The following is a 24,303-nucleotide window of genomic DNA, read 5'->3' on the forward strand; positions in this document are numbered from 1 at the left end:
CGACGTTTCGAAGAACGAGATTTGACAATTGCACGACAAGCGCCCGTAGCCTGGCATTTTCCTCGATGAGGGACACCCGTTCGGTGTCCGCCTCTTGATCCCAAGCCTGGTCCTCGCGAGCGGGCGACGAGCTGGAATATTGCTTCCGATTGCCGGACGCTGGATACGCGTTGCCCATGACTAACATCCCTTGGCACGAACTCACCCCTAGCCGAGCCTGCCGCAGAAACTCGACTGAGTCCGCGTCAAAAGTTGGACGTTTCGAAGGGCAAACGGGAGCGCAGATGGAGCGTTTTGCGGGCGGCTCGATAAAGATGAAGATTTGTTAAGAAGTTTGTCTATAGTGAGCGCGGCAAAGGTGCGGGGACGCGCGGCGGCGTAGCACCTTTCCATCAGACCTTGACCAGCGCGATTCATTCAGTGCCCACGGAGTGCCGTGGTGGGAATACGCGCCTATGAAACAAAGTGAAGCTAGAGTACGCATCATTCAGGAGTGGGATCGCTGGATCTTGATGCAGTCGATCGAGCAGGACGGACCCACTGGAAAAGACTCGTTGAAGTTCTTCCACGAGCTGCAGGACACCGGATCGCCGCTACTGGATTTCCAGTCTCGCGGGCAGGACAAGTGGCGGATCATTCACGCGTGGTTGCTGGGTGCAGACCGACTGTCCGATGACTGGATATCTGTCGCGCCCCGGATCGCTCCAACACGCAGGATGCGACCGGAGCGCAGGAGGTCGGACTGCAAGACCTGACCTGCAACACCCGAACTGCAAAGCCCGGGACCACTCCTCAGGCTGACGCCGCCAGCGCGTGAACCGAAAACATCCGGTCGCGGTCGGTCCAGGATTCCCGTACCGACCAGCCGGAGTCGCGCGCCAGTGCGGTGAAGCGGTCGAGGCTGTATTTGTAGCTCGACTCGGTGTGGATGCTTTCGCCGGGTCGGAATGAAAAATTCCGTCCGAGGATGCGTACGGTCTGCGCCTTCTTGGCGATCAGGTGCATCTCGATGCGATGGCGCTCGCGGTTATAGACCGAGCGGTGCATGAAGGCGGAAACGTCGAAATTGCCGCCGAGCTCGCGGTTGATGCGGACCAGAACGTTGAGGTTGAATCGCGCGGTGACGCCGGCGGCGTCGTTATAGGCATCGTAAAGCACCCGCTCGTTCTTTTCGAGGTCGACGCCGATGACCATCTGCGCGCCTTCGCCGAGAATCTCTCGCGCGCTGCGTAGGAAGGCGCGCGCTTCGTGCGGCTCGAAATTGCCGATCGTCGATCCCGGGAAGAACCCGACCTTGGGCATCCCTTCGATTTCAGCCGGCAGCGCAAACGGCGCGGTGAAATCGGCGGCAACCGGATAGACGCCGAGATCGGGAAAATCCTTGCGCAAGGCGCCCGCCTGCGCGTTCAGGAAATCGCCTGATATGTCGACCGGGACGTAGGCGCTGAAACTACATCGTTCCAGCAGCAGGCGGACCTTGGTGGTGGCGCCGGCGCCGAATTCCACCAGCGCTGCGCCCTTCGGAATGATATCCGCGATCTCGTCGCCGCGGTTGCGCAAGATGCCGAGTTCGGTGCGGGTCGGATAATATTCCGGAAGAACCGTGATCTGCTCGAACAGCTCCGAGCCCCTCGCGTCATAGAAATATTTCGGCGACAGGCGCTTGGGAAATTGCGACAGATCGCCGATCACATCTCCGGCGAAGGCCGAGGTCTGCTCGTCGAACTGGTGCGCTTTGGCCAAAGCGGCGGCATGCACATTCATGATACTCTCCTGAACGCGCTTACCGGCGCGCTTTCTTCATCGGAAATGTCAGGCGTAATCGGCGAGGCGTAACCCCGTGAATTGCCAGCGGTGGTGCGGATAGAAGAAGTTACGGTAGGTGATACGGCTGTGACCGGGTGGAGTTGCAAGCGAGGAGCCGCGCAGCACCAGCTGGTTGACCATGAACTTGCCGTTATATTCGCCCAGCGCGCCCTCGATGGCGCGGTAGCCGGGGTAGGGCGAATAGGAGCTGCGGGTCCACTGCCAGACGATGCCAAAGGCGTCGTTGAGCTGGCCGGCGCGGGCGGCGACTTCCCATTCCATTTCGGTCGGCAGATGGCGGCCGGCCCAGCGCGCGAACGCATCCGCCTCGTAGTAGCTGACATGGCTGACCGGGGCGGCCGGATCGACCGGCTGCAATCCGCCGAGCGTCATGATCCGCCATTCGCCATTGACCTGGCGCCAGTGGCCGGGCGCCTGCCAGTCCTCGCCGGTCGCGGTGGCAAAACCGTCCATCAGCCACAGCGTGGCCGTGCCGTAGCCGCCGTCCTTCATGAAGGCTAGCCATTCGGCATTGGTCACGAGGTTGCTGGCGAGCCTGACCGGGCCGACGAGGGCGCGGTGCGCCGGCTTTTCGTTGTCGAAATGGAAACTGTCGTCGGTGTGCCCGACGGTATGGATGCCCTCGTTGAGGGTGACCCATTCCTCTGCCGAACAGTGCGACGCCGGGAAGCGCCAGGACGGATCGTAAGCCGGCGGGATCGGATTCTGCGCAAAGGCGTGCAGGATGTCGGTCAGCATCAATTCCTGATGCTGCTGCTCGTGGTTGAGGCCGACCTCGACCAGCGGCGCGAGTCTGGCGAGGCGCTCCTCGCCGGCGGTCTGGAAGAACTTGATCACGGCGGCATCGACATGCCGACGATAGGCGGTGACCTCGTCCGCGCTCGGGCGGGTCAAATGGCCGCGCTGGTGGCGGGCATGCCGGGGACCTGCGCTGACGTAATAGGAATTGAACAGGAAGGCGTAGTCGGGGTGGAAGGGCTGGTAGCCCTCGCAGTGCTCGCCGAGCAGGAATTGCTCAAAGAACCAGGTGGTATGGGCGCGATGCCATTTGGCCGGGCTGGCGTCCGGCATCGACTGGATGAGCTGGTCCTCGGGGCTCAAGGGCGCGGCCCGGCGCTCGGTTTCGTCGCGGACGGCCAGATAGGCCTCCACCAAATTCTGGGCGAGGGTGCCGGAATCGTAGAAAAGTGACGGGGCGGGGGTCGCAAACTCGGCGGCGGCTACTGATTTCGTCACAGGTGTCTCCGGTCAAGGGAGAGAACGTTAGTCTGGCGAACTGGTTCCTGAAGCGCAGTCCGTCCTAGATAGGGGTTCCCGTCCGGGAAAAAAGCCTCCCCGCGCTATGATATTGGTGCCGTCAGACTATGGGGCCGCGGTCGCCCCGGGAGGCCCGAGCCGGACCCGCGCATGCCAGCTCCTCGCCATTTTACTTTGGATGCACAACGGTTTGGGCTACATATATGACAAGTGACCGGGTTACATCGACCAGTCGGCCCGTCAGGCGAAGCCGCAGGGGGCTGTGCCCCAAAAGGAAGCAAATATGAGCATCGAACAATTTATCGCCAACGAAGTGAAGTCGAACGACGTCGTGCTGTTCATGAAGGGCACGCCGCAGTTTCCGCAGTGCGGTTTTTCCGGCCAGGTGGTGCAGATCCTCGACCACGTCGGCGTCGGCTACAAAGGCTTGAACGTCCTGGAATCCGCGGAGCTTCGCAACGGCATCAAGGAATATTCGAACTGGCCGACCATCCCGCAGCTCTACGTCAAGGGCGAATTCGTCGGCGGCTGCGACATCATCCGCGAGATGTTCCAGGCCGGTGAATTGCAGCAGCTGTTCGCCGACAAGGGCGTCACCGTCAACGCAGCGGCCTCGGCCTGAGCGGTCCCGCTCGCCAGATCGGCAAGGCGCGGCTGGAAGTCATTGTTGCCGACATCACCACGCTGCGCGTTGACGCCATCGTCAACGCCGCGAATTCGTCGCTCCTTGGCGGGGGTGGCGTCGATGGCGCGATCCATCGTGCTGCGGGGCCGGAGCTTGTTGCCGAGTGCCGCATGCTCCACGGCTGCAAGACCGGTAACGCCAAGATCACCAAGGGCTATCGGCTCAAGGCCAAACACGTGATCCACACGGTCGGTCCGGTGTGGAACGGCGGCACTCTCGGCGAGGACGATCTGCTCGCCTCCTGCTATCGCCGTTCGATCGAACTGTGCGAGAAGGACGGCCTTGTTTCAGTGGCCTTTCCCGCGATCTCAACGGGCATCTATCGGTTCCCCGCCGAACGCGCGGCGGGCATCGCAATTCAGACCGTCGTCGATACGCTTGCTGCTGCGCCCACAGTGGCGCAAGTGATCTTCTGCTGCTTCTCCGACGCCAGCGCCCAGTTGCATCAGGCGGCATTGAATACCTTCGGCGGCCCTTGTGCCGATTGAGGTGCGGGTTACACTCCCCTCCGAATTCCGGGGAGGGGTCCAATGAATTCACATAAAATGCTGGGTACGCTGGCCGCTGGTGCCCTGATGCTTCTGGCAGCGCCACAGGTCCGCGCCGAAGGCACTTTCGATATTCCCGCAGGCGCGCGTTTCAACCAGGACAAGCTTGCGAAGATCACCGAGTTCTTCAAGAATGAGGTGTCGACCGGCAAGATCGCCGGCGCCAACGTCCTGATCCAGCAGCACGGCAAGCCGGTCTATCACGAAACCTTCGGCGTGCAGGACGTCGTGTCCAAGGCGCCGATCAATGACAAGACCATCTTCCGCCTGTCTTCGCTGACCAAGGCGATCACCTCCGTTGTGGCGATGCAGTTGATTCAGGACGGCAAGATCAAGCTCGACGATCCCGTCTCGAAGTACATTCCCTCCTTCGCAAATATGAAGGTCGGTGAGGAGAAAAAGGCCGAGGACGGCACCAAGACGCTCGAACTGGTGGCGCTGACCCGGCCTATCACCATCCTCGATCTGATGCGCCATACCTCCGGCATCACCTATGGCTTCTATGGCGACAGTCTGGTGCGCAAGGCGTACAAGGAGGCCAACATCTATGCGGGCGAATTCGACCTTGCCGAACTAGCCGAGCGGATCGCCAAGCTGCCGCTGCACAACCAGCCCGGCGCGCTCTGGCAATACGGCCATTCTACCGACGTCCTGGCGCGGATCATGGAGATCGTGTCCGGAAAATCGCTGCTCGAGATCGAAAAAGAAAAGCTGCTCGATCCGCTCGGCATGACCGACACCGGCTTCTTCGTTACCGAACCGGAGCGGCTGCAGCGGCTCGCCCAGCCGTTGCCGAACGACAGCGATTTCCGGGTCGGCCGCCTGTACAGGACGGAGGTTCGCCAGAAGTGGGAATCCGCCAGCGGCGGCATGGTTTCGACCATGGCGGACTTTTCGCGCTTTGCGCAGATGCTGGCCAATGGCGGTACGTTCGAGGGCAAGACCTATCTTAGCCCGAAGACGTTCGAACTGCTGGTATCGGACCACGCCGGCAAGGGCTCCGGTGTTGCGCGGGATCATTACTATTTCCCCGGTGACGGCTTTGGCATGGGGCTTGGGCTTGCCGTGCGCACCGATCCCGGCAACGCCAAGCCGCCGCCGCCGGGATCGCTGGGCGAACTGAAATGGGACGGCGCCAGCGGCTGCTATATGGTGGTCGACCGCAAGCAGGACATGTTCTTCGTGGTGCTGGAGCAGACGCCGACGGAGCGCCAGCGCGTCCAGCGAACGCTGAAGCAGTTGGTCTATGAAGCGTTGGAGAACTAACGGCGCCGCAGGGCGCACCCTTATTGTAGCGGCGCTCGCCATTCTCCTGGCCGCCGGATGGCTGCACGCGGTGCGAGCCGAGCCGAAAGCGCCGAACGCGCCGACTTTCTCACGCGCGGCCCTTGAACAGATCGCCGACTACATTCGCAACGAAGTCACGACCGGCAAGATCCCCGGCGCAGTCCTGCTGATCCAGCAGCATGGCAGGCCGGTCTATCTGCAAAGTTTCGGCGTTCGAGACCCCGCATCTGACCAGCCGATGACGCCGGACACGATTTTCCAGATCTATTCGATGTCGAAAGCCGTCACGTCGGTTGCCGCAATGATGCTGGTCGACGACGGCAAGCTGGCCCTCGACGATCCCGTGTCGAAATACATTCCTGCCTTTGCGGATGCAAAAGTCGGCGTCGATCTTTCCGATGAAGCAGGACAGTATCCGCTCAAGCTCGAGCCGTTGAAGCGCCCGATCACGATCAGGGATCTGCTGCGGCACACGTCGGGGATCACTTACGGCTTCTTCGGCGAAACCGCGGTGCAGAAACTCTATGCCAATCCCAAGCTGTACGCCGGCGATTTCGACAACGCCGAATTCGCCGACCGGATCGCGACACTGCCGCTCGCCGATCAGCCCGCAGTGCGCTGGAACTACAGCCATTCAACCGACGTGCTCGGCCGTGTCGTCGAGGTGGCTTCGGGGCAAACGCTGTTCCAGTTCGAGAAGAAAAGACTGTTCGATCCTCTCGGCATGTCCGAAACCGCATACTATGTCGCAGATGAATCGAAGTGGTCGCGCATTGCCCAGGCATTCCCCGTCGATCGTTTTCGGGTGGCCGGAATGAGGGACCCGGCATTGCCGCGGCGCTGGGAATCCGGCGGAGCGGGCCTGGTCTCGACGATCGGGGACTACGCGCGCTTCCTGCAAATGCTGCTGAACGGAGGCAAGCTGGACGGCAAGCGGTACCTCAAGCCGGAGACTGTCGCGCTGATGACGTCGGATCAGATTGGGCCGGAGACCGGGATCATTCACGATCCCTTCTATTTCCCGGGCCCGAGCAGCGGCTTTGGTCTTGGTTTTGCCGTGCGCACTTCACCGCCGCCGAATACGACATGGCCGCTCGGCGAATACCGCTGGGACGGCGCGGGCGGCAGTTTCTATTTTGTCGACCCCGTGGACGACCTGCTCGTTGTCTGCATGGTGCAGGCCCCGACGCAAGGTGGGCGGATCCAACTGGCGCTGAAGACGATGATGTTTGAGGCGCTGGGCAAGGGCGTGCGCAAGGATTGATGATCGCCGGAATTACGCCACCGCGTTTCGCGCGATCGTCTCGCGATAGAATGACGCGCTCAGCTTGGGGGTACGACGCAGCGTACCGAAGTCGATGTGGTAGAGGCCGAAGCGCTGTTCATAACCGTCCTGCCATTCGAAATTGTCCATCAGGCTCCACAGGAAATATCCGAGCACGGGCACGCCCTCTGATGTCGCACGCTGCAACTGCGTCAGATAGTTGCGCAGGTACATGATGCGATCGACGTCATAGATAGTACCGTCCGCTGCCGCCTGGTCGCTTCCCGACGTTCCGTTCTCGGTAATGTAGATCGACTTCACGTTCCACAGCTTGGCCACATGGCGCGGCACCCAGTACATCGTCTCGGGGCCGGGCCTGAGCCAGGTCGCCTTCATGTGCGGGAACGATTTGGGAAACGGCGCCAGCGTGAAGCCGCGCTCGTTGTCGGCAGCAACGACGTAATGATCAGGCATGTACACATTCAGTCCGACAAAATCGATCGGCGATGAAATGATGCGCAGATCTTCGGCGGTGTATTTCGGAGCATCTTTGCCGGCCTGCGCGAGATATGCATCGGTGTATTTTCCCTCGAGCATCACGGTCAGATAGCCGGCATTGAGCTCGCGCGTCGCGATCTCGGCTGCGCGAATGTTCGCAGGCGTTTCGATGGCCGGGATGCAGCTCACGGCATTCTCCGCCGGACCGACCCTGATTCCGGCCTGTCCATTGGCTCGGATCGCCTGAACCGCGAGACCGTGCCCAAGCGCGACGTTGTGACGGACCTGCTTCACATCAGATGGGGATAGTTTGAGCCCCGGCGCATCAGCGCCAAACTCATGGCCGAGATGGACGAGCCGGGAGCATTCGTTGATGGTGAAGAAGTGCTTCACGCGGTCGCTCAAACGCGCCGCGACATAGGCCGCGTAATCCGCAAATGCCTTTGACGTATCGCGCGAGGTCCAGCCGCCGAAGCGGTCTTGAAGCGCCTGCGGCAAGTCCCAATGATACAGCGTCGCAAACGGCGCGATGCCGTTGGCCAACAACTCGTCGACAAGGCGGTTGTAGAAATCGAGGCCCTTTGGATTTGGCGCGCCGGCTCCTTCCGGGAAGACGCGAGGCCAGGCAATCGAGAATCGATAGGCCTTTGTGCCGAGCGACTTCATCAACTGGATGTCTTCCTTGTACAGATGATAATGGTCGGCCGCGATGTCCCCATTGCTGTGATCGGAGATTGTCCCGGGCGTGTGGGCGAAGCGGTCCCAGATCGATGGACGGCGGCCATCTTCGTTCACGGCTCCCTCGATCTGATAGGCGGAGGTCGCCGTGCCCCACAGAAAATCGTTCGGAAAACCGGAAGAGGTTTTTCGATTTCGCGCTCCGGTGTCTTCGCCCGATTGGGCCAGTCCGGGCCCGGTCGACAGCATCGACGTTGCAAGCGCCGACCAACCTGCAATCCTGCCAAATTGGCGTCGGGAAAATCTCTTGAATGGCATCTTTTCACTCGCCGCGCGGAATCAATTTTGAGCAAAACAAGGCTCACTCTTGATGCTTCGTGTTTGTAGCAAGCCTTATATCACTGCTTCCGCGATCCCGCGCAATTGTGTACGCGGCCGGGTCGACAGGGCTGTCGCGCAGGGTTAAATAGGCAGATCTATTCACCTTGGGAGCAGGACCGATCGGCTTTCGGACGCCGCTGGCGCTTTTATTCGTATCGCTGGGCATGGTTGCCGCGGTGTGGTGGTGGCTGGCCACGCCGGTAGCGCTGACGCGCGCGCCGATCGATGACGCGGCCAAGCTGGAGTGTGTTTCCTATGCGCCGTTCAGGGGCGATCAGACGCCGCATGATCCGACGCTGATCGTCCATCCGGCGCAGATCGCGGAGGATTTGGGTGAACTGGCCAAGGTCTCCAAATGCATCCGCACTTATTCGATCGACAACGGGCTCGACAAGGTGCCCGAGCTCGCGTCCAGGGTAGGATTGAAGGTTCTGCTCGGCGTCTGGATCGGACGCGATCGCGCGAAGAACGCGCAACTCATCGACATCGCGGTCTCGCTGGTCAAGGATCATCCCGGCACGGTCGCGGCGCTCATCGTCGGCAGCGAAGTGCTGCTGCGCGGCGACATGACGGTGGGCGACCTTCGCCAAACGATCCAGTCGGTCAAGCCGCGCGTGGATGTGCCGGTGACCTATGCCGACGTCTGGGAATTCTGGCTGCGCTACCGGGAGGTCGGCGCCGATGTCGATTTCGTCACCGCCCATTTCCTGCCCTATTGGGAGGACGTTCCGCCGCGCGCCGAAGATGCGGCCGCGCATGTGGACGGCATTCGCAAGCAGGTGGTGGCAGCCTTTCCCGGCAAGGAGATTTTGATCGGCGAGACCGGCTGGCCAAGCCACGGGCGGATGCGCGACGGCGCGCTGGCTTCCCGCGTCAATCAGGCGCGATTCATTTCCCAAATTCTCGAGCGGGCGAGACAGGACAATTTTCGCGTCAATTTTTTCGAAGCCTATGACGAGCCGTGGAAGCGCCGCTGGGAAGGAACCGTGGGCGGCTATTGGGGCCTGTTCGACGGGACCGAACGCAAGCTGAAATATCCGGCTGGGGTCGCCATCAGCAACTATCCGTTCTGGAAGCTGCAGATGGCATGCGGGCTGTTTCTTTGCGTCGGTGTATTCGCCGTAGCCGCGATCACGCTGAAGCGCCGGCCGTCGCAGCCGCCACTGGCATCGTGGCTCGCGGTCGCCGTATCCGCGACTGCCGGCGGGATCCTGCTGGGCGTGAGCGCCGACAAGATGCTCCACGAAAGCTACGGAGCCGGCGGTTGGCTGGTCCAGGGCTTGCTGCTGGCCGCGGCCATCGCTGCACCGCTGCTGTCCACCTATGCCTTGATGTCGGGGCGCGCGCTTCCGTCGTTTCTCGAAGTGCTGGGGCCGCGCAAGGGCCTGACCCCGTTCTTCATGACCAACATGCTGGGCGTCACGCTGATTGTGACGACGCTCATTGCCGCGCAGACTGCACTCAGCCTGATATTCGACGCGCGCTGGCGCGATTTCCCGTTCGCGGCCCTGACCATGGCCGTGGTGCCGTTCTGGACATTGGCATTCCTCAACGGTTCGAAATCCGGCGAGCGGCCGCTCTCGGAAGCCGTGTTCGCCGGGCTGTTTGCCATGGCAGCGGTCTATGTGGTCTTCAACGAAGGGTTCGAGAACTGGCAGGCGATGTGGACCGGAGCGGTGTATGTCCTGCTCGGCAGTGCGCTGTGGCGGGCGCGCACTGCTGCTGTTGCCTGAGTTCGCTCACGCCCCGCGCACGATCTCGCGCACGATGCCGACCGTCTCCTCGATCATCGCAGAGCCGACGTCCAGATGCGTGCAGGCGCGAATGCGGCCGTCCATGATGGCGAGCAGAACGCCGCGCTTGCGCAAAGCCTCGACCATTTTGTCGCCGGCGACGCCCGCGCCATCCGGCCTGAAGAACACCAGATTGGTCTCGGGCTGCTGCACCTCGATGCCGTTGATCTGCGACAACCCGCGCGCCAGCGCCCGCGCATTGGCATGATCGTCGGCGAGGCGGTCGACGTGATGGTCGAGCGCGTAGACGCAGGCGGCCGCAGCAATGCCGGCCTGCCGCATCGATCCGCCGAGGCGCTGCTTCCAGCGCCAGACGTCGTCGATGAAGGCCCGCGAGCCGGCAATGACGCCGCCGATCGGCGCGCCGAGCCCTTTTGAGAAATCGATCCAGGCCGAATCCCAGCCCGCGGCCATATCGCGCGCCGATATTTTTGTCGCGACGCAGGCGTTCAATAGCCGCGCGCCGTCCATGTGGGTGATGAGTCCGTTGGCCTTGGCGATCTGCACGACTTCATCGAGCGCCGCTTTCTTCCAGATCGTGCCGCCGCCGATATTGGCGGTCTGCTCGACGCTGACGACGGTCTGCGGCGGCTGGTAGCGCGAGCGCGGATGCAGCGCGGCGCGGAAGGTTTCGGGCGCGAATTGCCCGTCGTCGCCCGGCAACGGCGTGATCTGGAATCCGCCAAGCGCGGCATGCGCGCCGCCTTCGCGCGCAATGATATGCGCGCTGGCATGCGCGAGAATTTCGTCGCCCGGCCGGCAATGGGCGAGGGTAGCCGCGACGTTGCACATGGTGCCCGAGGGCATGAACACGGCGGCTTCCTTGCCGAGCAGGTCGGCGACACGCTCGCACAGCAAGTTCACCGTCGGGTCGTCGCCGATCTGTTCGTCGCCGACCTCGGCGCGCGCCATCGCCTCGCGCATCGCTTGTGTGGGGCGCGTCTGCGTGTCCGACAGCAGGTTGATGCGGATGGGGTCAGCCTTGGGATCGCGCGGGGCAGGGGTGTAGTGCATGGCAAGGGCTCACAATTTTGCGTCATGGCCGGGCTTGTCCCGGCCATCCACGTTTTTCCGCGCTGACCATAAAGGCGTGGATGCCCGGGACAAGCCCGGGCGTGACGGAACAACCGTCTGCGCCAAACAAAAAGGCCCCGGCAAAGCCGGGGCCTTTGATATCTCCGAACCGAAATTCGATCAGCGCGAATAGAATTCGACGATCAGATGCGGCTCCATCTGCACCGCGAACGGCACGTCGGACAGCGCGGGGATGCGGCTGAACTTCGCCGTCATCTTGGAGTGATCGGCTTCGATGAAGTCGGGCACGTCGCGCTCGCCGAGCTGGCTTGCTTCCAGCACCGGGGTGAGCTGCTTGGAGGATTCCTTGATCTCCACGAGGTCGCCAGGCTTGAGCTTGTAGCTCGAAATGTTGACGCGGCGGCCGTTCACCTTGATGTGGCCGTGGTTGATGAACTGGCGGGCGGCGAACATCGTCGCCACGAACTTGGCGCGATAGACCACGGTGTCAAGGCGGCGCTCGAGCAGGCCGATCAGGTTTTCACCGGTGTCGCCCTTCATCCGGCCGGCCTCGACATAGATGCCGTGAAACTGGCGCTCGGAAATGTTGGCGTAGTAGCCCTTGAGCTTCTGCTTGGCGCGGAGCTGCACGCCGAAGTCGGACAGCTTGCCCTTGCGGCGCTGGCCGTGCTGGCCGGGACCGTATTCCCGGCGGTTCACGGGGCTCTTGGGGCGGCCCCAGATGTTCTGGCCCATACGGCGATCGATCTTGTATTTCGCCTCACTGCGCTTTGTCATCGCGTCCTCTGCATTAGGTTTGAGTGTTGAGGAAACGCGCCCTCCTGTGCACCGGCATGGCCGGGGCCGACAGGTCCGCCTCGAAAGCTCGAGGAAGACCACGGGTCGCGAAACGCAACGCGGGCCGAAACCGGCCCGCGAGCAAGCGGGTTCTTAGGGAGAAATCGCCGTTCTGTCAACGAAAACGGCCCATTTTCCCGGCCAAATCGGCCCGGTCACGTCGCGACCGCCCGGACCGGTTTGGGCTCGCTGTGCTGTCGATTCGCTCGCAATTCGGCGGCAATTTCGCCGTTCAGCACCTGTTCCAGCCGGTTTAACGCCTTGGCCATCGGGGCAGCGTCGGTAACCCGGTGATCCCAGCGCAGCACGACGTCGATGGTCTGGTCGGGCTTTTCCACCCCATAGCTCAGGACAAACGGCCCGGGGCTGATGGCATGGAGCTGGCCAGCGCCATAGGCGGCCACCGAGGTCACCCCAAAACTGCCGAAATAATTGGCCCGCTGGCGGCCGAAATTCAGCCCGATCGCCCAGAACAGGCGGCGTAGCGGCAGCGGCAGCCGGGTGGTCCGCAAAATCTTCCGGAAAGCCGGCACCTCGTCGATCGGCGCCGTCTTGGCGTGCCGGATCAGCGCATCGACCTCGGCAAGCGGCATTTCATCGGGCGCGGTGACCTTTTGCGGCAGCACACAATCCTGGCCGTCCTCGACCCGGGCGATCGCCACCATCGCGACGCTGCGGGGCAGTTCGTAAAAGGCAGGCATCGGCCATTTGATGTAGAGGGTGCGCAGGATCGGCTCTTCCTTCGCCACCAGCGCGAATGCCTTGACGAAGATCGCAGCCCAGCCCGGCCGCTGGGCGGCCTGCGCGCGGACCTCCTGCAGGGCGCGGATATGAAGCGGACGCGCGAGCGAAACAAAGGGCACGCGCATCGACGCATACATGAGGTCGGTGACGAGGCGGCGCGGCAGTGTGATTTTTCGAACCGTTCCGCGCATTCGCTCCGCTCAGGGTTTCCGCAATGGACCAATCAGAAAAAGCTGGCAGGCCGCCTCGGCGACCTGCCATCACCTCATCTAGCACGAACAAGGCGTTTTGACGCCAGAAGGTTCGTATCCGGGATAGCACGGTCAGCACCGACAGCGCGCCCGCCGACGCGACGTAAACCGCAAGGACTTTGAAGGGCTTGCCGCCGTCTCGGCACCTATCGCTTGATCCCCTCGAAACTTGCCGCGATGCCGCGCTGGAACAGCGACCAGTCGAAGCCGAGCGCCAGCGCGACATAGCCGCGCTCAATCATCCGGTTGGCCTGTTCGGCGGTGCGGGCAACGCCGCCGATCGGCACGCCGCTCTTGAGGATGCCTGCCTCGGCGCGCGCCATCAACTCCAGCACTTCCGGATCGTCGGGCAGGCCGCGCTTGTTGATCGAGGTCGCGAGGTCGCCGGGACCGATCACCGCAAGGTCGATGCCAGGCGTCGCCATGATCTCGTCGATGCGGTTGACCGCTTCGACATGCTCGATGGTGATTATGCAGATCATGTCGTCGTCCGCCGTCGCCATGTAATCCGCCATAGACACGCCCCAGCGGAACGGCGCGTGGAACGGGCCCCACAGCCGGTCGCCTTTCGGCGGGTAGCGCATGCTACGCACGGCCTTTTCGGCATCAGCGCGGCTGCAGATCATCGGGAAGTTGATGCCGAGCGCGCCGAGGTCCATCGGCGCTTTCGCCAGCCACGGCTCGTTGGCGGCAATCCGCCCATCGGCACGCAGGGCGTACCGGCTGTTGCGGTGATCATCGCGTGCGCCGAGCCGAGATCGATCGGCCCGTGCTCGAGATCGACGATGATCCAGTCGATCCCGGAACGGGCCATGATCTGCACGGTCTGAATGGAGGGGATGGTCGCGATCGCGCCGAAGGTGGGGCGGCCGTCCCGCCATAGCTGGCGCAGACGGTTGAGCGGCGCAGGTTTTGTGGAGGTCAAGGCGGGAGCTCCCTGGTCGTGTCGGCCGGCAGCAGCATAAAGATAAATTGATGACGTATCGAGCCAGTGTTTTCTCATCGCATTCGCCGCGCCACGATTCCGGCGCAAGAGGCGAGCAACGCAGTGCGAGGCTTGGCTTGAAGGATGTGTTCATGATGATCGATCGACGAACTCTGTTGGCTGCGGCATCCAGCTTCGTGCTCGCGCCGGCTTTCGCGGAAGAGGCGCCGCCGGCACTTGCGGCCTACGAGCGCGAGACCGGCGGACGGATCGGCCTGTACGCCGAAAATCTATCGAGCGGCGCGAAGGTCGCATGGCGCGCCGACGAGCGCTTCGTGATGTGCAGCACGTTCAAAGCCTCGCTCGCCGCCTGCGTGCTGGCGCGGGTCGACCGTGGCGAAGATCGTCTCGAGGACAAGATCGCCTACAAGTCCCAGGACATTCTCGACTATGCGCCGGTGGCCAAACACAACCTTCCTGAAGGCGCGATGTCGGTGTCCGACATGTGCAAGGCCACCGTCGAGCTCAGCGACAACACTTGCGCCAACCTGTTGCTGGCGCGGGTCGGCGGCCCGGCTGCGCTGACTGCGTTCTGGCGAGCGAGCGGAGATACGGTCTCGCGCCTCGATCACAACGAGCCGGAACTCAATCGCTCGCGGCCCGGCAATCCTCAGGACACCACCACGCCTGCCGCCATGGCCGGAAATTTGCGCCGCTTCCTGCTCGGCGCCGTGCTCAAGCCGGCGTCACGCGACCACCTCACCGAATGGATGGTGGGCTGCAAGACCGGTGACAAGCGGCTGCGCGCGGGCCTGCCCAAAGACTGGAAGATCGGCGACAAGACCGGCAACAACGGCAAGGACGCCTGCGGCGACATCGCGATGGCTTGGCCAAACGCGGGCGGGCCGGTACTGATTTGCGCCTACACGCAAGGCGGTAAGCCGACGGCACAGCAATTCGAAACGGTTTTTGCGGAAATCGGGCGAATGGCGGGCCAGCAATTGGGCTAGGCGTGCACTCATGAATCCGGCGATAGCGCGCCGGCCGCATGTCGGCCTTACCCCGAAAGCAGACGTCGGGCGGGCAGGTCGGCACGTCAGCTAATGGGCACCCGAAGGCAATGTTATGGAGTCAAAAAGAGGCCGCCAGCCCCACAGCCTCTTCAGCGCAATGATCAGGCCGGTCTGCCTGCTCGACCGGGCCCGACACCCCGCGCAACCATTATCGTAGATACGTCCCGTCAGGCCTGGCCCGCTTGCCGCCGCTGGGAGCGGGAGTATATTGGGTCGATGGCTTGTCAGCTCGCCCGATCTGAAAGCGTTCTTGTTCGCCACGCCTTTTTTCGGTGGGCCTCTCAGACGCAAGCCTGGAGCTCCTGGTCTCAATGCTGGTCGAGCGCCGCTTCGACGCCGGTGCCACTGTCGTGCCGGAAGGAGATCGGCGGCTCCGCCGCGCCGACAATCGTATTGCCGAGCTGCAGATGCTTCACGCGAGTCAATGACGCAGATTCGCGTGCGTCATGTGGGTTGAGATGAAACTGCGACCAGCAAAAATGGTCAAGTCGTCGGCGCGGGTGAACCCTGATGAGGAGAAACAGACATGACCAAGGCATTCATCGGCTTGATCGTAGCGTTAGCCGTTCTGTGGACGTCCAGCGCCATCGCTCAGACCGCTGAGCCGCAGCCTGCGCCGAAGATCGTGGTCGATGCGCCCTTGCCCGAACCGTTGAGCCGCGGAGTCGTGTTCATCCAGTACCGCACCGAAAATCTGCAGATCGTCCCGGTGTTCGGCCCGAACGCCATCGATGTGTCGCCCCGCATAGGGCATCTCCATGTGGCGGTTGATGGCGCGTCGTGGATCTGGGCCGAAACCAGCGGCGGGCCCATCATTATCGCGGGCCTTCCTGAGGGACCGCATAAAGTCGAGATTACGCCCGTCAATGCAAACCATCAGCCCCTGGATCGAAGCGTCGTCGTCGAATTCGTGATCCCCGGAAAAAAGGCGGCGAAATAGGGACCTCCGTTCGGCGACGGGCTGGTTGCATAGGTCGTATTCGCGCGGACGCAACCAGTAAGCCGAGAGCCAGCCCGGCGATTGTCGCAATCAATCCCGTCCCTGATCGACATCCCTTGTGTCCGTGCGGAGATGCACTTTCTGCAATCGGTTGCGCACGAACATGCCGAGCAAGGCGCTGTGCGGATGCAGACGACGCGATGAGGCTGCTCGGCAGCGGCTTCATGATTCCATCCGCGGGGCAGCAAGGCGCCTCACGCGAAACTTTTTAGGACCCGCAGGTCGGCAGCCTGGCCTTAATATTTTCTGACAACGGGTTTTGTTGTCGGAGGCGCTCCGGGCGCGGGCGGCGAGATGGCAAAGGTCACCCAGGCATTCCAGCCGGCTGGCCGGTTTTCCTCAGCGAACTCGCCGTAAGCCTTTAGATTGAGATAGCCCTGCATGTCGCCGACCGGAAAAAGGAATCCGATCTGGGGACCGACGCCAACCACCTGCGACTGGAAGCAGCCGACACGGTTGCCTGAACCGCTGTCGCAGCCGAGCTCCTTGTAGACATAGCCCACGAGGCCAACCATGACCTGTTTCGACAGGAATTGCGATGCACCCCAGTCGAAGTGCATATCGACGCCGCTTTGATATTGCGTCGAGGGGTTCTTGAAATTGTAGGTGAAGCCGAGCACGCCGGAGAATTCGTGGCCGGTCTGCGGGTTGAAATAGGTATAGCCGCCGCCGCCGTCGATCGCGCCGTGTCCGATGCCGAGGTTCGACAGGCGCGTTGACTCGTAAGCGCCAACCGGGATGCCGCCCGTGACGTAGGTCATGTAGTTGTGGACGCCGGCGTTCCAGCGCAAGGCGAATTGCGGCACCAGGTCCCCAAAGCCCCATGTCGTGTCGCTGATGCTGTCGGACCGCGAGAAGGGGATGCTGTTGCCCAACGGGCCCGTGATCACGCCTGACAAGGTCCCTGCCAGGCTGGTGCCGACGACGCCATACGCTGCTACGAGGGACACCGACGCCTGGCCGCCGAGCACCGGCGTCTCGAATACATAGGTCGGGATCACAAAGCCAAGATTGCCCGTGGCGTTGACACTCAAATTCAGATTTGCGTTGACTGTAAGATTGCCCGGAACCCTGCCGAGCGAGAATTCACGCGCACGCGCGACGTCGGCGCCGGCGGATACGGAGGTATGGTAGTAGACCGTCGCCAGTGACCAACCCGGCTGCTGCGGCGTGGCCGCGAGGCTTCCAAAGAAGCCAGGGACCCAGAAGCTGATGCCGTTTTCGTCGGCCAGCGCAGAATGAGAAAAAAACATGATCGCGGGAGCCAGGACGGTTGCAGCAAGGCCAAGTCTGCGTCGACGTGCTGAGATTGGCCGCCCGCTTTTCGCCGCGGCTAGTGCAATTCTCGCTGTCATATTGTGCCCCGTACGTGTGTCGACTCTCCATTAAAAATTCGGCGACATCGTAACCCCCGAGCAGGCGGGGCTCACCACGCAAATTCAGCCAGGGTTCATTTGCCAGAAAAAAGATGAGCACTGCGACCAACGAGCCACAGGGGCTAGAGCGGTGAGATGGCCGTGGAACTAACTGCTACGGCGTCCGCAGGTCCGGTTCCATCGATCGGCCAATCGGAAATGCAACAATTGGTTTGGGATTTTCGCACCCATCACGCGCTTAGTTACATCGTGAGTGAGGGTTGTGCGGTCGAGACGAGCGATTTGACGCTCGTCCGCTTTGGTGACGGCCTGCGTTTCACATAGTGCCTTCAGGCTGCCAGCACGAACTGCATTCCCATTGAGTCGACACGCCATAGGCGACTTTACGCCGGGACGCGCCCGCCGAAGAACGGCATCAGTGCCTGGCTCAGCGCGTGCGGACGTTTGGACGTAAAGATCATCTCGGCGCCGGGCAGAACCTTGCCGCAGGCGCGATGTCGGTATCCGACATGTGCAAGGCCACCGTCGAGCTCAGCGACAATACCTGCGCCTCCTGCTGCTGGCGCGGTCCGGCAGCCCGGCCGCGCTGACCGCGTTCTGGCGCTCGACGGGCGATACGGTCTCGCGGCTGGACCACAACGAGCCGGAACTGAAATCGCTCGCTGCCCGGCGCAAGGCGGTAAGCCAACCCCAAAGCAGTTCGAAGCGGTCTTCGCGGAAATCGGACGGATGGCAGGCCGGCAATTGGGCTAGGCGCGCACTCACATCGAGCGCTTGGCCGGCCCTAAACCAGAGGGCTTTGCGACATCATTGACCGGACATCGGCGTTTCGTCCCGGTATACTCCCTTGCACAATAAACCCAGGGGAGGAGACAAAGATGAGGACGATACTGGTCGCTGCCGCTCTTGCCGCCCTTACCGTCGGCGCATCTGCTCAGGACAAGCGCCCCGATTACGGCACAGCGGTCAATGCTGCGGGCGCGAAGAAGATCGCAGCCGGCGTCGTCGCCGAATGCCAGAAGAACGGATGGAATGTGGCGGTCGCCGTGGTCGATAATCACGGATTCCTGGTGTATTTCGAACGCATGGACAACACGCAGACGGCCAGCATGGACATCGCCGTCGGCAAGGCGAGGGCCGCGGCGACCTATCGGCGCCCGACCCGCGTTTTCATGGAAGCGATCAATAAAGGCGGGTCAGCCACGATCACACTTCCCGGTGTATTCGCCTCTCCCGGCGGAGTGCCGATCATGGTCGACGGCAAGGTCACTGGCGGCGTGGGCGTGAGCGGCGTCACCGGCGACCAGGACGAGCAATGCGCCAAGGCCGGCCTCGGGACGACATAGGAAATTGCATCCTGCGCTCCAGCGTACAAGCGCCGGCACGGTTCTGTTGTAGCCGTGCCGCGCCTTGACCAACGACCGGCACGCACAGGCCACAGTTGCGCGTCCGAAACGCGTGATGTGGGCTTCAGTGAAGATTTTCGTACGCCGGCCCTCGGAGCGTGCGGCAGTCGCGGCGCTTGATCCGCGCGACGCCGACGAGCCTTAGATGCGCACCACTGTCACTTGCATGAAACTCGTCGGCGGGTGGGCTTTCCGGAAGACGAGCTTTCCATTTTCAAGAAGGTACGAACAACCGGCTATGCCCTTGACTTCTTGGCCAAGCAAACCCGTATTGGTCGTAGGTGCGGCGAGCACAGCAAACTGGTCTCCAGTAAGCAACCTGGCGTCGATTTCGTTAAGATGGACCGCCGCCATCGGCGAGAACCTGTAATGACCGGTGGGTTTCAGATTGGGAAATGCCGCAGCCACTTTATCTGAGCATTCCTTGATTATGGCGGGCGTAACGAGGGATTGCGCCGTTTCGGCCGCCCGATCCCTTATGGTCATGATACCACCGGGGCCGGTTACACAGTTGGCCAAAAGCAACGCGCACCCGCCCAGCACAAGTATATTACGCAGCCTCACGATTTCCCCCAACGCATGTGATGCTTTTTCATTCCTGAGATCCAACCCGGATGTCGCTTTTCGCGGCGGCTGAGTTACTTTCAGCCGGTTCCATTAATACGCGCCAAAGGCGACTCTACGCCGGGACGCGCCCACCGAAAAACGGCATCAGGGCGCGGCTCAGCGTGTGCGGCCGCTGGGAGGTGAAGATCATCTCGGCGCCGGCCGTATCGCTTTCCCGGCCTGGAGATCCGAGCAGGCCGGACACACGCCGGGCGATGGCGGGCGCGGGATCGATCCAGTCGACCGGCCACGGCGCGAGCCTTGTCAGGCGGTCGAGCAGCAGCGGATAGTGGGTGCAGGCCAGCACGACGGTGTCGGTGCGATCCTCGCCATTTCCGACAAAGCAGGGGGCAAGCTCGGCTGCGATATCCGCATCGCTCACGTCGTTGCCGCTGAGGGCGGATTCGGCGAGCGAGGCGAGTTCTGCCGATCCCACCAGCGTCACGTCGCAGCCTTGCGCGAAATCATCGATCAGGCGCCTGGTGTATTCGCGCTTGACGGTGCCCCTGGTGCCGAGCACCGAAACGCGTTTGGTCTTCGAACTGGCGCAGGCCGGCTTGATCGCAGGCACGGTGCCGACGAACGGCACGCTATAGGCGCTGCGCAGATGCGACATCACGAGCGTGGAAGCGGTGTTGCAGGCAATCACCACCAAAGCCGGGGCGTGGCGCGCGATCAACTCGCCGACCAGCGGCACCACGCGGGCAATGATCTCTTCCTCGCTGTGATGGCCATAGGGAAAGAACGCATCGTCGGCGACATAGACGTAGTGCGCGTCCGGCCGGGCGCGGACGATCTCGCGCAAGACCGTGAGACCGCCAAGGCCGGAGTCGAAGACGAGGATGGTGGGCGGGGCTGACACGCTGCGACCTTAGCCGATCTGCGGTTACCGTTGGGTTGCTTTCAGTGTGCCGACGGCATCACGGAGCTTCTCGACGGCGGTTGCGACAATTTGGAATGATTTAAATCGGCTTGGCAAGGCCGGAAAACTGCTGGGGCGGGCGCCCAGGGCCAATTCAAGGCACCCGCAGAGAGGTTCGACCGATGGGTGAGGGAAGTCCCGCCAAACCGTTGCGCCGGTTGGAAATTCTCCAACTTGCAGCGTTTTGACCCTTTGCGCCGGCGGAACGATCAACTCTCGCCGAACACGCGCTTGAAGATCGTATCGACGTGCTTGAAGTGATAGCCGAGGTCGAACTGCTCCTCGATGTCGGCATCGGTCAGATGCTTCTTCACGTCAGGATCTTTCTTGAGCAGCGTCTGGAAGTCGCCTTCGCCGCGCCAGACCGGCATGGCGTTGCGCTGGACGTATTTGTAGGCGTCCTCGCGGCTGGCGCCCTTTTGCGTCAGCGCGATCAGCAGCCGCTGCGAATGCACGAGGCCCCCGAGGCGGTCGAGGTTCTTCTGCATGTTGGCGGGATAGATCAAAAGCTTCTCGATCAGCCCGGCGAGGCGCATCAGCGCAAAATCGAGCGTGACGGTGGCGTCCGGTCCGATCATGCGTTCGGCCGAAGAGTGCGAGATGTCGCGCTCGTGCCAGAGGGCGACGTTTTCCATCGCCGGCATCGCATAGGCGCGCACCATGCGGGAGAGCCCGGTGAGGTTTTCCGACAGCACCGGGTTGCGCTTGTGCGGCATCGCCGACGAGCCCTTCTGGCCCTCGGAGAAGAATTCTTCCGCTTCCAGCACCTCGGTGCGCTGCAGGTGACGGATTTCGATCGACAACCGCTCGACGGAAGAGGCGATCACGCCAAGCGTTGCAAAATACATCGCGTGACGGTCGCGCGGAATCACCTGGGTCGAGATCGGCTCCGGCTGAAGCCCCATCGCCTTGGCAACATGTTCTTCGACGCGCGGGTCGATCTGCGCGAAGGTGCCGACGGCGCCCGAAATCGCGCAGGTCGCGACTTCCTTGCGGGCGGCGACCAGGCGCTCGCGGGCGCGGGAAAATTCCGCGTAGGCATAGGCGAGCTTGAGCCCGAACGTCACCGGCTCGGCGTGGATGCCGTGGGAGCGTCCGATGGTCGGCGTCATCTTGTGCTCGAAGGCGCGCTTCTTCAGCGCTGCCAGCACCTTGTCGATATCGGATATCAAAAGGTCGGCGGCGCGGGTGAGCTGCACGTTGAGGCAGGTGTCGAGCACGTCGGAGGAGGTCATGCCCTGGTGGACGAAGCGCGCCTCGGGGCCGACGATTTCGGCCAGATGGGTCAGGAAGGCGATGACGTCATGCTTGGTCTCGCGCTCGATCTCGTCGATCCGGGCGACGTCGAAGGTGGCATCCCTGGCCTTGGCCCAGATCGTCTTCGCGGCTTCCTTGGGGATTGTGCCGATTTCCGCCAGCGCATCAGCCGCATGCGCCTCGATCTCGAACCAGATCTTGAAGCGGGTCTGCGGCTCCCAGATGGATGCCATTTCCGGGCGGGTATAACGGGGGATCATCGACAACTCCGGGCAGCGTAGGGCGGGATCGCGAGGCGATCCCGGCCGATTTGTTTTTACGCTGCGCTTTAGCAAATCGTGTCAGGGGAGGCCACCCATACGGGGGCGCAGAGACGGGAAAACCGGAAGCTCTGGCAGGGCAGAAACCCGCTCGGGACGGCCCCTAAAGACTGGCCAGCCCGCACTCCACGGCCAGGCGGACAAGCTGCGCGTCCGTACGCATGCCGGTCTTGGTCTTGATCAGATAATGGTAGTTTTGCACGGTCTTGATGCTGAGATTGAGGTTTGAGGCGATCTGCTCCGTGGTCGCGCCAGCGGCCAGTTGCCTGAGGATCTCGATTTCCCGCTCGCCGAGCTGATCGAGCACCGATCCCGAAGGGGAGAGGCTTTCCATCGCCAGAACGTGGGCGATGTCGTCGCTGATCGCCGGCTCGCCGCGGACCAGCGAACGGATCGCCCGGATCAGCTCGGAAGGGGCGGAGCCTTTTGTCACATAGCCGTTCGCCCCGGCATTGAAGGCCGCCTTCACCTGCGCCGCCTCGCAGTGCATGCTGAAGACCAGAATGCGCGCGCCGGAGCTGCGCGAGCGGATGTTCCTGACGGCCTCCAGGCCGCTGGCACCCGGCATCAAGATGTCCATCACCACGACGTCGGGGGCGTGCGCCTTGAATGCGCGGTAGGCGTCAACCGCGTTGTCGGCCTCGGCCACCACCTGGAAATCGTCCTGATGTTCGAGGACGCGCCGGTAGCCTTGCCGGACAACAGGATGGTCGTCGACGAGCAGGATCGAAATGCCTGGGGTCTGCGGCGTGGTCATCAAGCCGCCAGCGGGATCGTGGCAGCCACGCTCACCCCGCGATTGGCATCCGCGATCGACAGCGAGCCGCCAAGGGCGGTGACCCTCTCGCGAATGCCTGTCAACCCGAAGCCGGTGGACGCTGCGACCTTGGCCGCATCGCCGCCGCCGTCGTCCTCGACATGGACCAGCAGCGCGTTTTCCGCTCCCGTACGCCGCTCGATCCTCAGCACGATCCCGCGCGCTGAGCTGTGCCGCAGCGAGTTGGTCAGGCATTCCTGAACCATCCGGTAGGCGGTCGCGGCGACGGCGCCGCGGACGTCGGCGAGATCGCCCTTGAGATCGAGCTGGATCATCGGCTGCGTTGCATTCCCCGACCGCCAGTTGTCGACGAGATCGACAAGGCAGGCCTCCAGCCCGAGTTCCTCGGCGGGCGGATGGCGCAAGCGCTTCAGGGTATCCCTGAGGCAGGCCATGATGCGATGGGTGGCCTGCGAGATCATCCGCGCGTCCTGCGCGACCTCGCATCTGCTCTGGTCCTGCGCCTGCGCGCTGGCGACCTCGATCGTGTTGGCAAAGGCAAGGATCGCGGCCAGGTTCTGTCCGAACTCGTCGTGCAATTCGCGGGCAAGCACGCGCCGCTCGTCGCTGCGGATTTCCAATAGACGCCGGGTCAGCGCGGCACGTTCTTCCGTGGCCTGCGCGAGGCGGTCGCCGAGTTCGCCGACGGCCTGCCCGATCATGGCAAGGTCCATCGAGCGGAAGCGCGGCAGCGAGGTTCGGTATTGGCCGCGCGCCATGCGTTGCAGGGCGGCAACGATCTGCTGCGCGGGCGCCAGCGTATGCGCAATCGCCAGCGATGCGAGCAGCGCGATCGCCACCGCCATCAGCAAGGCGAGGTGGATGTTGTCGAGGATGTGCTGCCAGGCCAGCGCGATGGCGGCATTTGGATCGGGGACGGCCGAGACATTGCCTGCGTTGGCGGCGCGCGCGCTGATCGGCCGGACGACCGCGGCGTGATCCCCAAGCAGCGTCTGTACGGTGGCGGCGAACCAGTGTGGCGGAACTTGGCCGATCCCCTTGCTCTGGCCGCAAAGCGGATTTTCGAACGCGCCGGCGGGCTCGATCTGGACGCAGATGCCCGGCGAGATCAGCCCCATCGTTTCAATGGTGCGCCATTGCGGCGCCGGCAATAGTTGCTCGCGCATCCTGTTGCCGCGCAACAGCAATTCGCGCCAGTAGAGCGCTTCCAGCGCGACCGAGACGCGTTCGGCGGAAGCGGCCGTGGCGCGATCGACGCTGCGATGGGCATCGATCGTCGCCCAGACGGTCGCCGCTCCCAGACACAGGATGACGACGACGAACAGGCGGCCGACAAGCTGAAGGACGAGGCGCATTCGATCACTCCCCAACGTGCGGATGCGTGCAACAGCACCGCTAATTCGCGCCAAATGCAAGCCGGCGAGGCGCAGCTCGGGAAATTTTCCCAGCCAACCCTGGGCATATGTCTTTGGACGCGGCCGTGGGCCGCTGATCTAACCAAACTCACGGATTTTCGTCGCGGCCGGCCTTGGGCGGAACCGCACTTCCCAGCCAG

Annotated in this window: 21 protein-coding genes and 3 pseudogenes; 10 read left to right on the top strand and 14 right to left on the bottom strand. The window is 62.8% G+C overall.

Going from position 1 to position 24,303, the window contains the following annotated elements; all coding sequences use genetic code 11:
- Positions 1–455: 455 nt before the first annotated feature.
- Positions 456–755, top strand: coding sequence for a hypothetical protein (locus IVB22_RS06105; protein ID WP_247516403.1), 300 nt, complete (start codon positions 456–458; stop codon positions 753–755).
- Positions 756–792: 37 nt separating this feature from the next.
- On the opposite strand, the gene egtD is transcribed toward IVB22_RS06105, so the two are convergent.
- Together egtD and egtB are read right to left on the bottom strand one after the other, a co-directional pair.
- Positions 793–1,764, bottom strand: a complete 972-nt coding sequence (gene egtD, locus IVB22_RS06110) for an L-histidine N(alpha)-methyltransferase (protein WP_247516404.1) — start codon at positions 1,762–1,764, stop codon at positions 793–795.
- Between the two features lie 48 nt (positions 1,765–1,812).
- Positions 1,813–2,979 carry an ergothioneine biosynthesis protein EgtB gene (gene egtB, locus IVB22_RS06115; protein ID WP_374207493.1) on the bottom strand — a complete coding sequence of 389 codons (1,167 nt, stop codon included), beginning with the start codon at positions 2,977–2,979 and terminating at the stop codon, positions 1,813–1,815.
- Positions 2,980–3,367: 388 nt separating this feature from the next.
- Between egtB and grxD the strand changes: the two genes are divergently transcribed.
- From grxD to IVB22_RS06135, 4 genes are read left to right on the top strand one after another with little or no spacing between them, the layout of a single operon-like run.
- Positions 3,368–3,706, top strand: coding sequence for a Grx4 family monothiol glutaredoxin (gene grxD / locus IVB22_RS06120; protein WP_247516406.1), 339 nt, complete (start codon positions 3,368–3,370; stop codon positions 3,704–3,706).
- Entirely contained in the window at positions 3,703–4,257 is a 555-nt protein-coding gene (locus IVB22_RS06125) for an O-acetyl-ADP-ribose deacetylase (RefSeq protein WP_247516951.1), read from the top strand. Before grxD ends, IVB22_RS06125 begins: the two co-directional genes overlap by 4 nt.
- A 42-nt stretch (positions 4,258–4,299) precedes the next feature.
- A complete protein-coding gene (locus IVB22_RS06130; RefSeq protein ID WP_374207474.1) occupies positions 4,300–5,583 on the top strand; it encodes a serine hydrolase domain-containing protein in 1,284 nt (427 codons plus the stop codon).
- Positions 5,564–6,868 (top strand): serine hydrolase, encoded by a 1,305-nt coding sequence (locus IVB22_RS06135; RefSeq protein WP_247516407.1) that lies wholly within the window; start codon positions 5,564–5,566, stop codon positions 6,866–6,868. The genes IVB22_RS06130 and IVB22_RS06135 overlap by 20 nt, the downstream gene beginning before the upstream one ends.
- 12 nt (positions 6,869–6,880) lie before the next feature.
- Here IVB22_RS06135 and IVB22_RS06140 read toward each other — a convergent pair whose 3' ends face one another.
- Complete coding sequence (locus tag IVB22_RS06140; protein WP_247516408.1) at positions 6,881–8,362, bottom strand: GH1 family beta-glucosidase; 1,482 nt, start codon at positions 8,360–8,362, stop codon at positions 6,881–6,883.
- Positions 8,363–8,589: 227 nt separating this feature from the next.
- Here IVB22_RS06140 and IVB22_RS06145 point away from each other — a divergent pair, with 227 nt between their 5' ends.
- Positions 8,590–10,158: a beta-(1-6) glucans synthase gene (locus IVB22_RS06145; RefSeq protein WP_247516953.1), complete on the top strand. Its 1,569-nt coding sequence runs from the start codon at positions 8,590–8,592 to the stop codon at positions 10,156–10,158.
- Positions 10,159–10,164: 6 nt separating this feature from the next.
- Here IVB22_RS06145 and IVB22_RS06150 read toward each other — a convergent pair whose 3' ends face one another.
- The 4 genes and pseudogenes from IVB22_RS06150 to IVB22_RS06165 all read right to left on the bottom strand — a co-directional run bounded on the left by IVB22_RS06150 (position 10,165) and on the right by IVB22_RS06165 (position 14,010).
- On the bottom strand, positions 10,165–11,232 hold the full coding sequence (locus IVB22_RS06150) for a low specificity L-threonine aldolase (protein ID WP_247516409.1): 1,068 nt from the start codon (positions 11,230–11,232) through the stop codon (positions 10,165–10,167).
- A 180-nt stretch (positions 11,233–11,412) separates the two neighbouring features.
- Positions 11,413–12,030 carry a 30S ribosomal protein S4 gene (gene rpsD, locus IVB22_RS06155; RefSeq protein WP_247516410.1) on the bottom strand — a complete coding sequence of 206 codons (618 nt, stop codon included), beginning with the start codon at positions 12,028–12,030 and terminating at the stop codon, positions 11,413–11,415.
- A gap of 215 nt (positions 12,031–12,245) precedes the next feature.
- On the bottom strand, positions 12,246–13,025 hold the full coding sequence (locus IVB22_RS06160; RefSeq protein WP_247516411.1) for an acyltransferase: 780 nt from the start codon (positions 13,023–13,025) through the stop codon (positions 12,246–12,248).
- 206 nt (positions 13,026–13,231) lie between these two features.
- Positions 13,232–14,010 (bottom strand): annotated as a pseudogene (locus IVB22_RS06165) (HpcH/HpaI aldolase/citrate lyase family protein).
- 152 nt (positions 14,011–14,162) lie between these two features.
- Between IVB22_RS06165 and bla the strand changes: the two are divergent.
- The 3 genes and pseudogenes from bla to IVB22_RS06180 all read left to right on the top strand — a co-directional run bounded on the left by bla (position 14,163) and on the right by IVB22_RS06180 (position 16,023).
- The gene (bla, locus tag IVB22_RS06170) at positions 14,163–15,020 is read left to right on the top strand and encodes a class A beta-lactamase (RefSeq protein WP_247516412.1); all 858 of its coding nucleotides are present in this window, start codon (positions 14,163–14,165) and stop codon (positions 15,018–15,020) included.
- Positions 15,021–15,291: 271 nt separating this feature from the next.
- Positions 15,292–15,448: pseudogene (locus IVB22_RS06175) on the top strand (cyclic nucleotide-binding protein); the annotation flags it as partial.
- A gap of 161 nt (positions 15,449–15,609) precedes the next feature.
- A complete protein-coding gene (locus IVB22_RS06180; protein WP_247516413.1) occupies positions 15,610–16,023 on the top strand; it encodes a DUF6130 family protein in 414 nt (137 codons plus the stop codon).
- A gap of 296 nt (positions 16,024–16,319) precedes the next feature.
- Here IVB22_RS06180 and IVB22_RS06185 read toward each other — a convergent pair whose 3' ends face one another.
- Positions 16,320–17,336 carry a transporter gene (locus IVB22_RS06185; RefSeq protein ID WP_247516414.1) on the bottom strand — a complete coding sequence of 339 codons (1,017 nt, stop codon included), beginning with the start codon at positions 17,334–17,336 and terminating at the stop codon, positions 16,320–16,322.
- 506 nt (positions 17,337–17,842) lie between these two features.
- Positions 17,843–17,929: pseudogene (locus IVB22_RS06190) on the bottom strand (glutamate racemase); the annotation flags it as partial.
- Between the two features lie 408 nt (positions 17,930–18,337).
- Here IVB22_RS06190 and IVB22_RS06195 point away from each other — a divergent pair.
- On the top strand, positions 18,338–18,805 hold the full coding sequence (locus IVB22_RS06195) for a heme-binding protein (RefSeq protein WP_247516415.1): 468 nt from the start codon (positions 18,338–18,340) through the stop codon (positions 18,803–18,805).
- A 201-nt stretch (positions 18,806–19,006) separates the two neighbouring features.
- Here IVB22_RS06195 and IVB22_RS06200 read toward each other — a convergent pair whose 3' ends face one another.
- The 5 genes from IVB22_RS06200 to IVB22_RS06220 all read right to left on the bottom strand — a co-directional run bounded on the left by IVB22_RS06200 (position 19,007) and on the right by IVB22_RS06220 (position 24,103).
- Positions 19,007–19,474 (bottom strand): hypothetical protein, encoded by a 468-nt coding sequence (locus IVB22_RS06200; RefSeq protein ID WP_247516416.1) that lies wholly within the window; start codon positions 19,472–19,474, stop codon positions 19,007–19,009.
- 70 nt (positions 19,475–19,544) lie between these two features.
- Positions 19,545–20,333, bottom strand: coding sequence for a glutamate racemase (murI, locus tag IVB22_RS06205; protein ID WP_247516417.1), 789 nt, complete (start codon positions 20,331–20,333; stop codon positions 19,545–19,547).
- A gap of 269 nt (positions 20,334–20,602) precedes the next feature.
- Positions 20,603–21,910, bottom strand: a complete 1,308-nt coding sequence (gene purB, locus IVB22_RS06210) for an adenylosuccinate lyase (RefSeq protein WP_247516418.1) — start codon at positions 21,908–21,910, stop codon at positions 20,603–20,605.
- Between the two features lie 163 nt (positions 21,911–22,073).
- Positions 22,074–22,727 (bottom strand): response regulator transcription factor, encoded by a 654-nt coding sequence (locus tag IVB22_RS06215; RefSeq protein WP_247516419.1) that lies wholly within the window; start codon positions 22,725–22,727, stop codon positions 22,074–22,076.
- Positions 22,727–24,103 carry a sensor histidine kinase gene (locus IVB22_RS06220; protein WP_247516420.1) on the bottom strand — a complete coding sequence of 459 codons (1,377 nt, stop codon included), beginning with the start codon at positions 24,101–24,103 and terminating at the stop codon, positions 22,727–22,729. Before IVB22_RS06220 ends, IVB22_RS06215 begins: the two co-directional genes overlap by 1 nt.
- Between the last annotated feature and the right edge of the window lie 200 nt (positions 24,104–24,303).

This window comes from Bradyrhizobium sp. 190, assembly GCF_023073415.1.
Classification (GTDB): domain Bacteria; phylum Pseudomonadota; class Alphaproteobacteria; order Rhizobiales; family Xanthobacteraceae; genus Bradyrhizobium.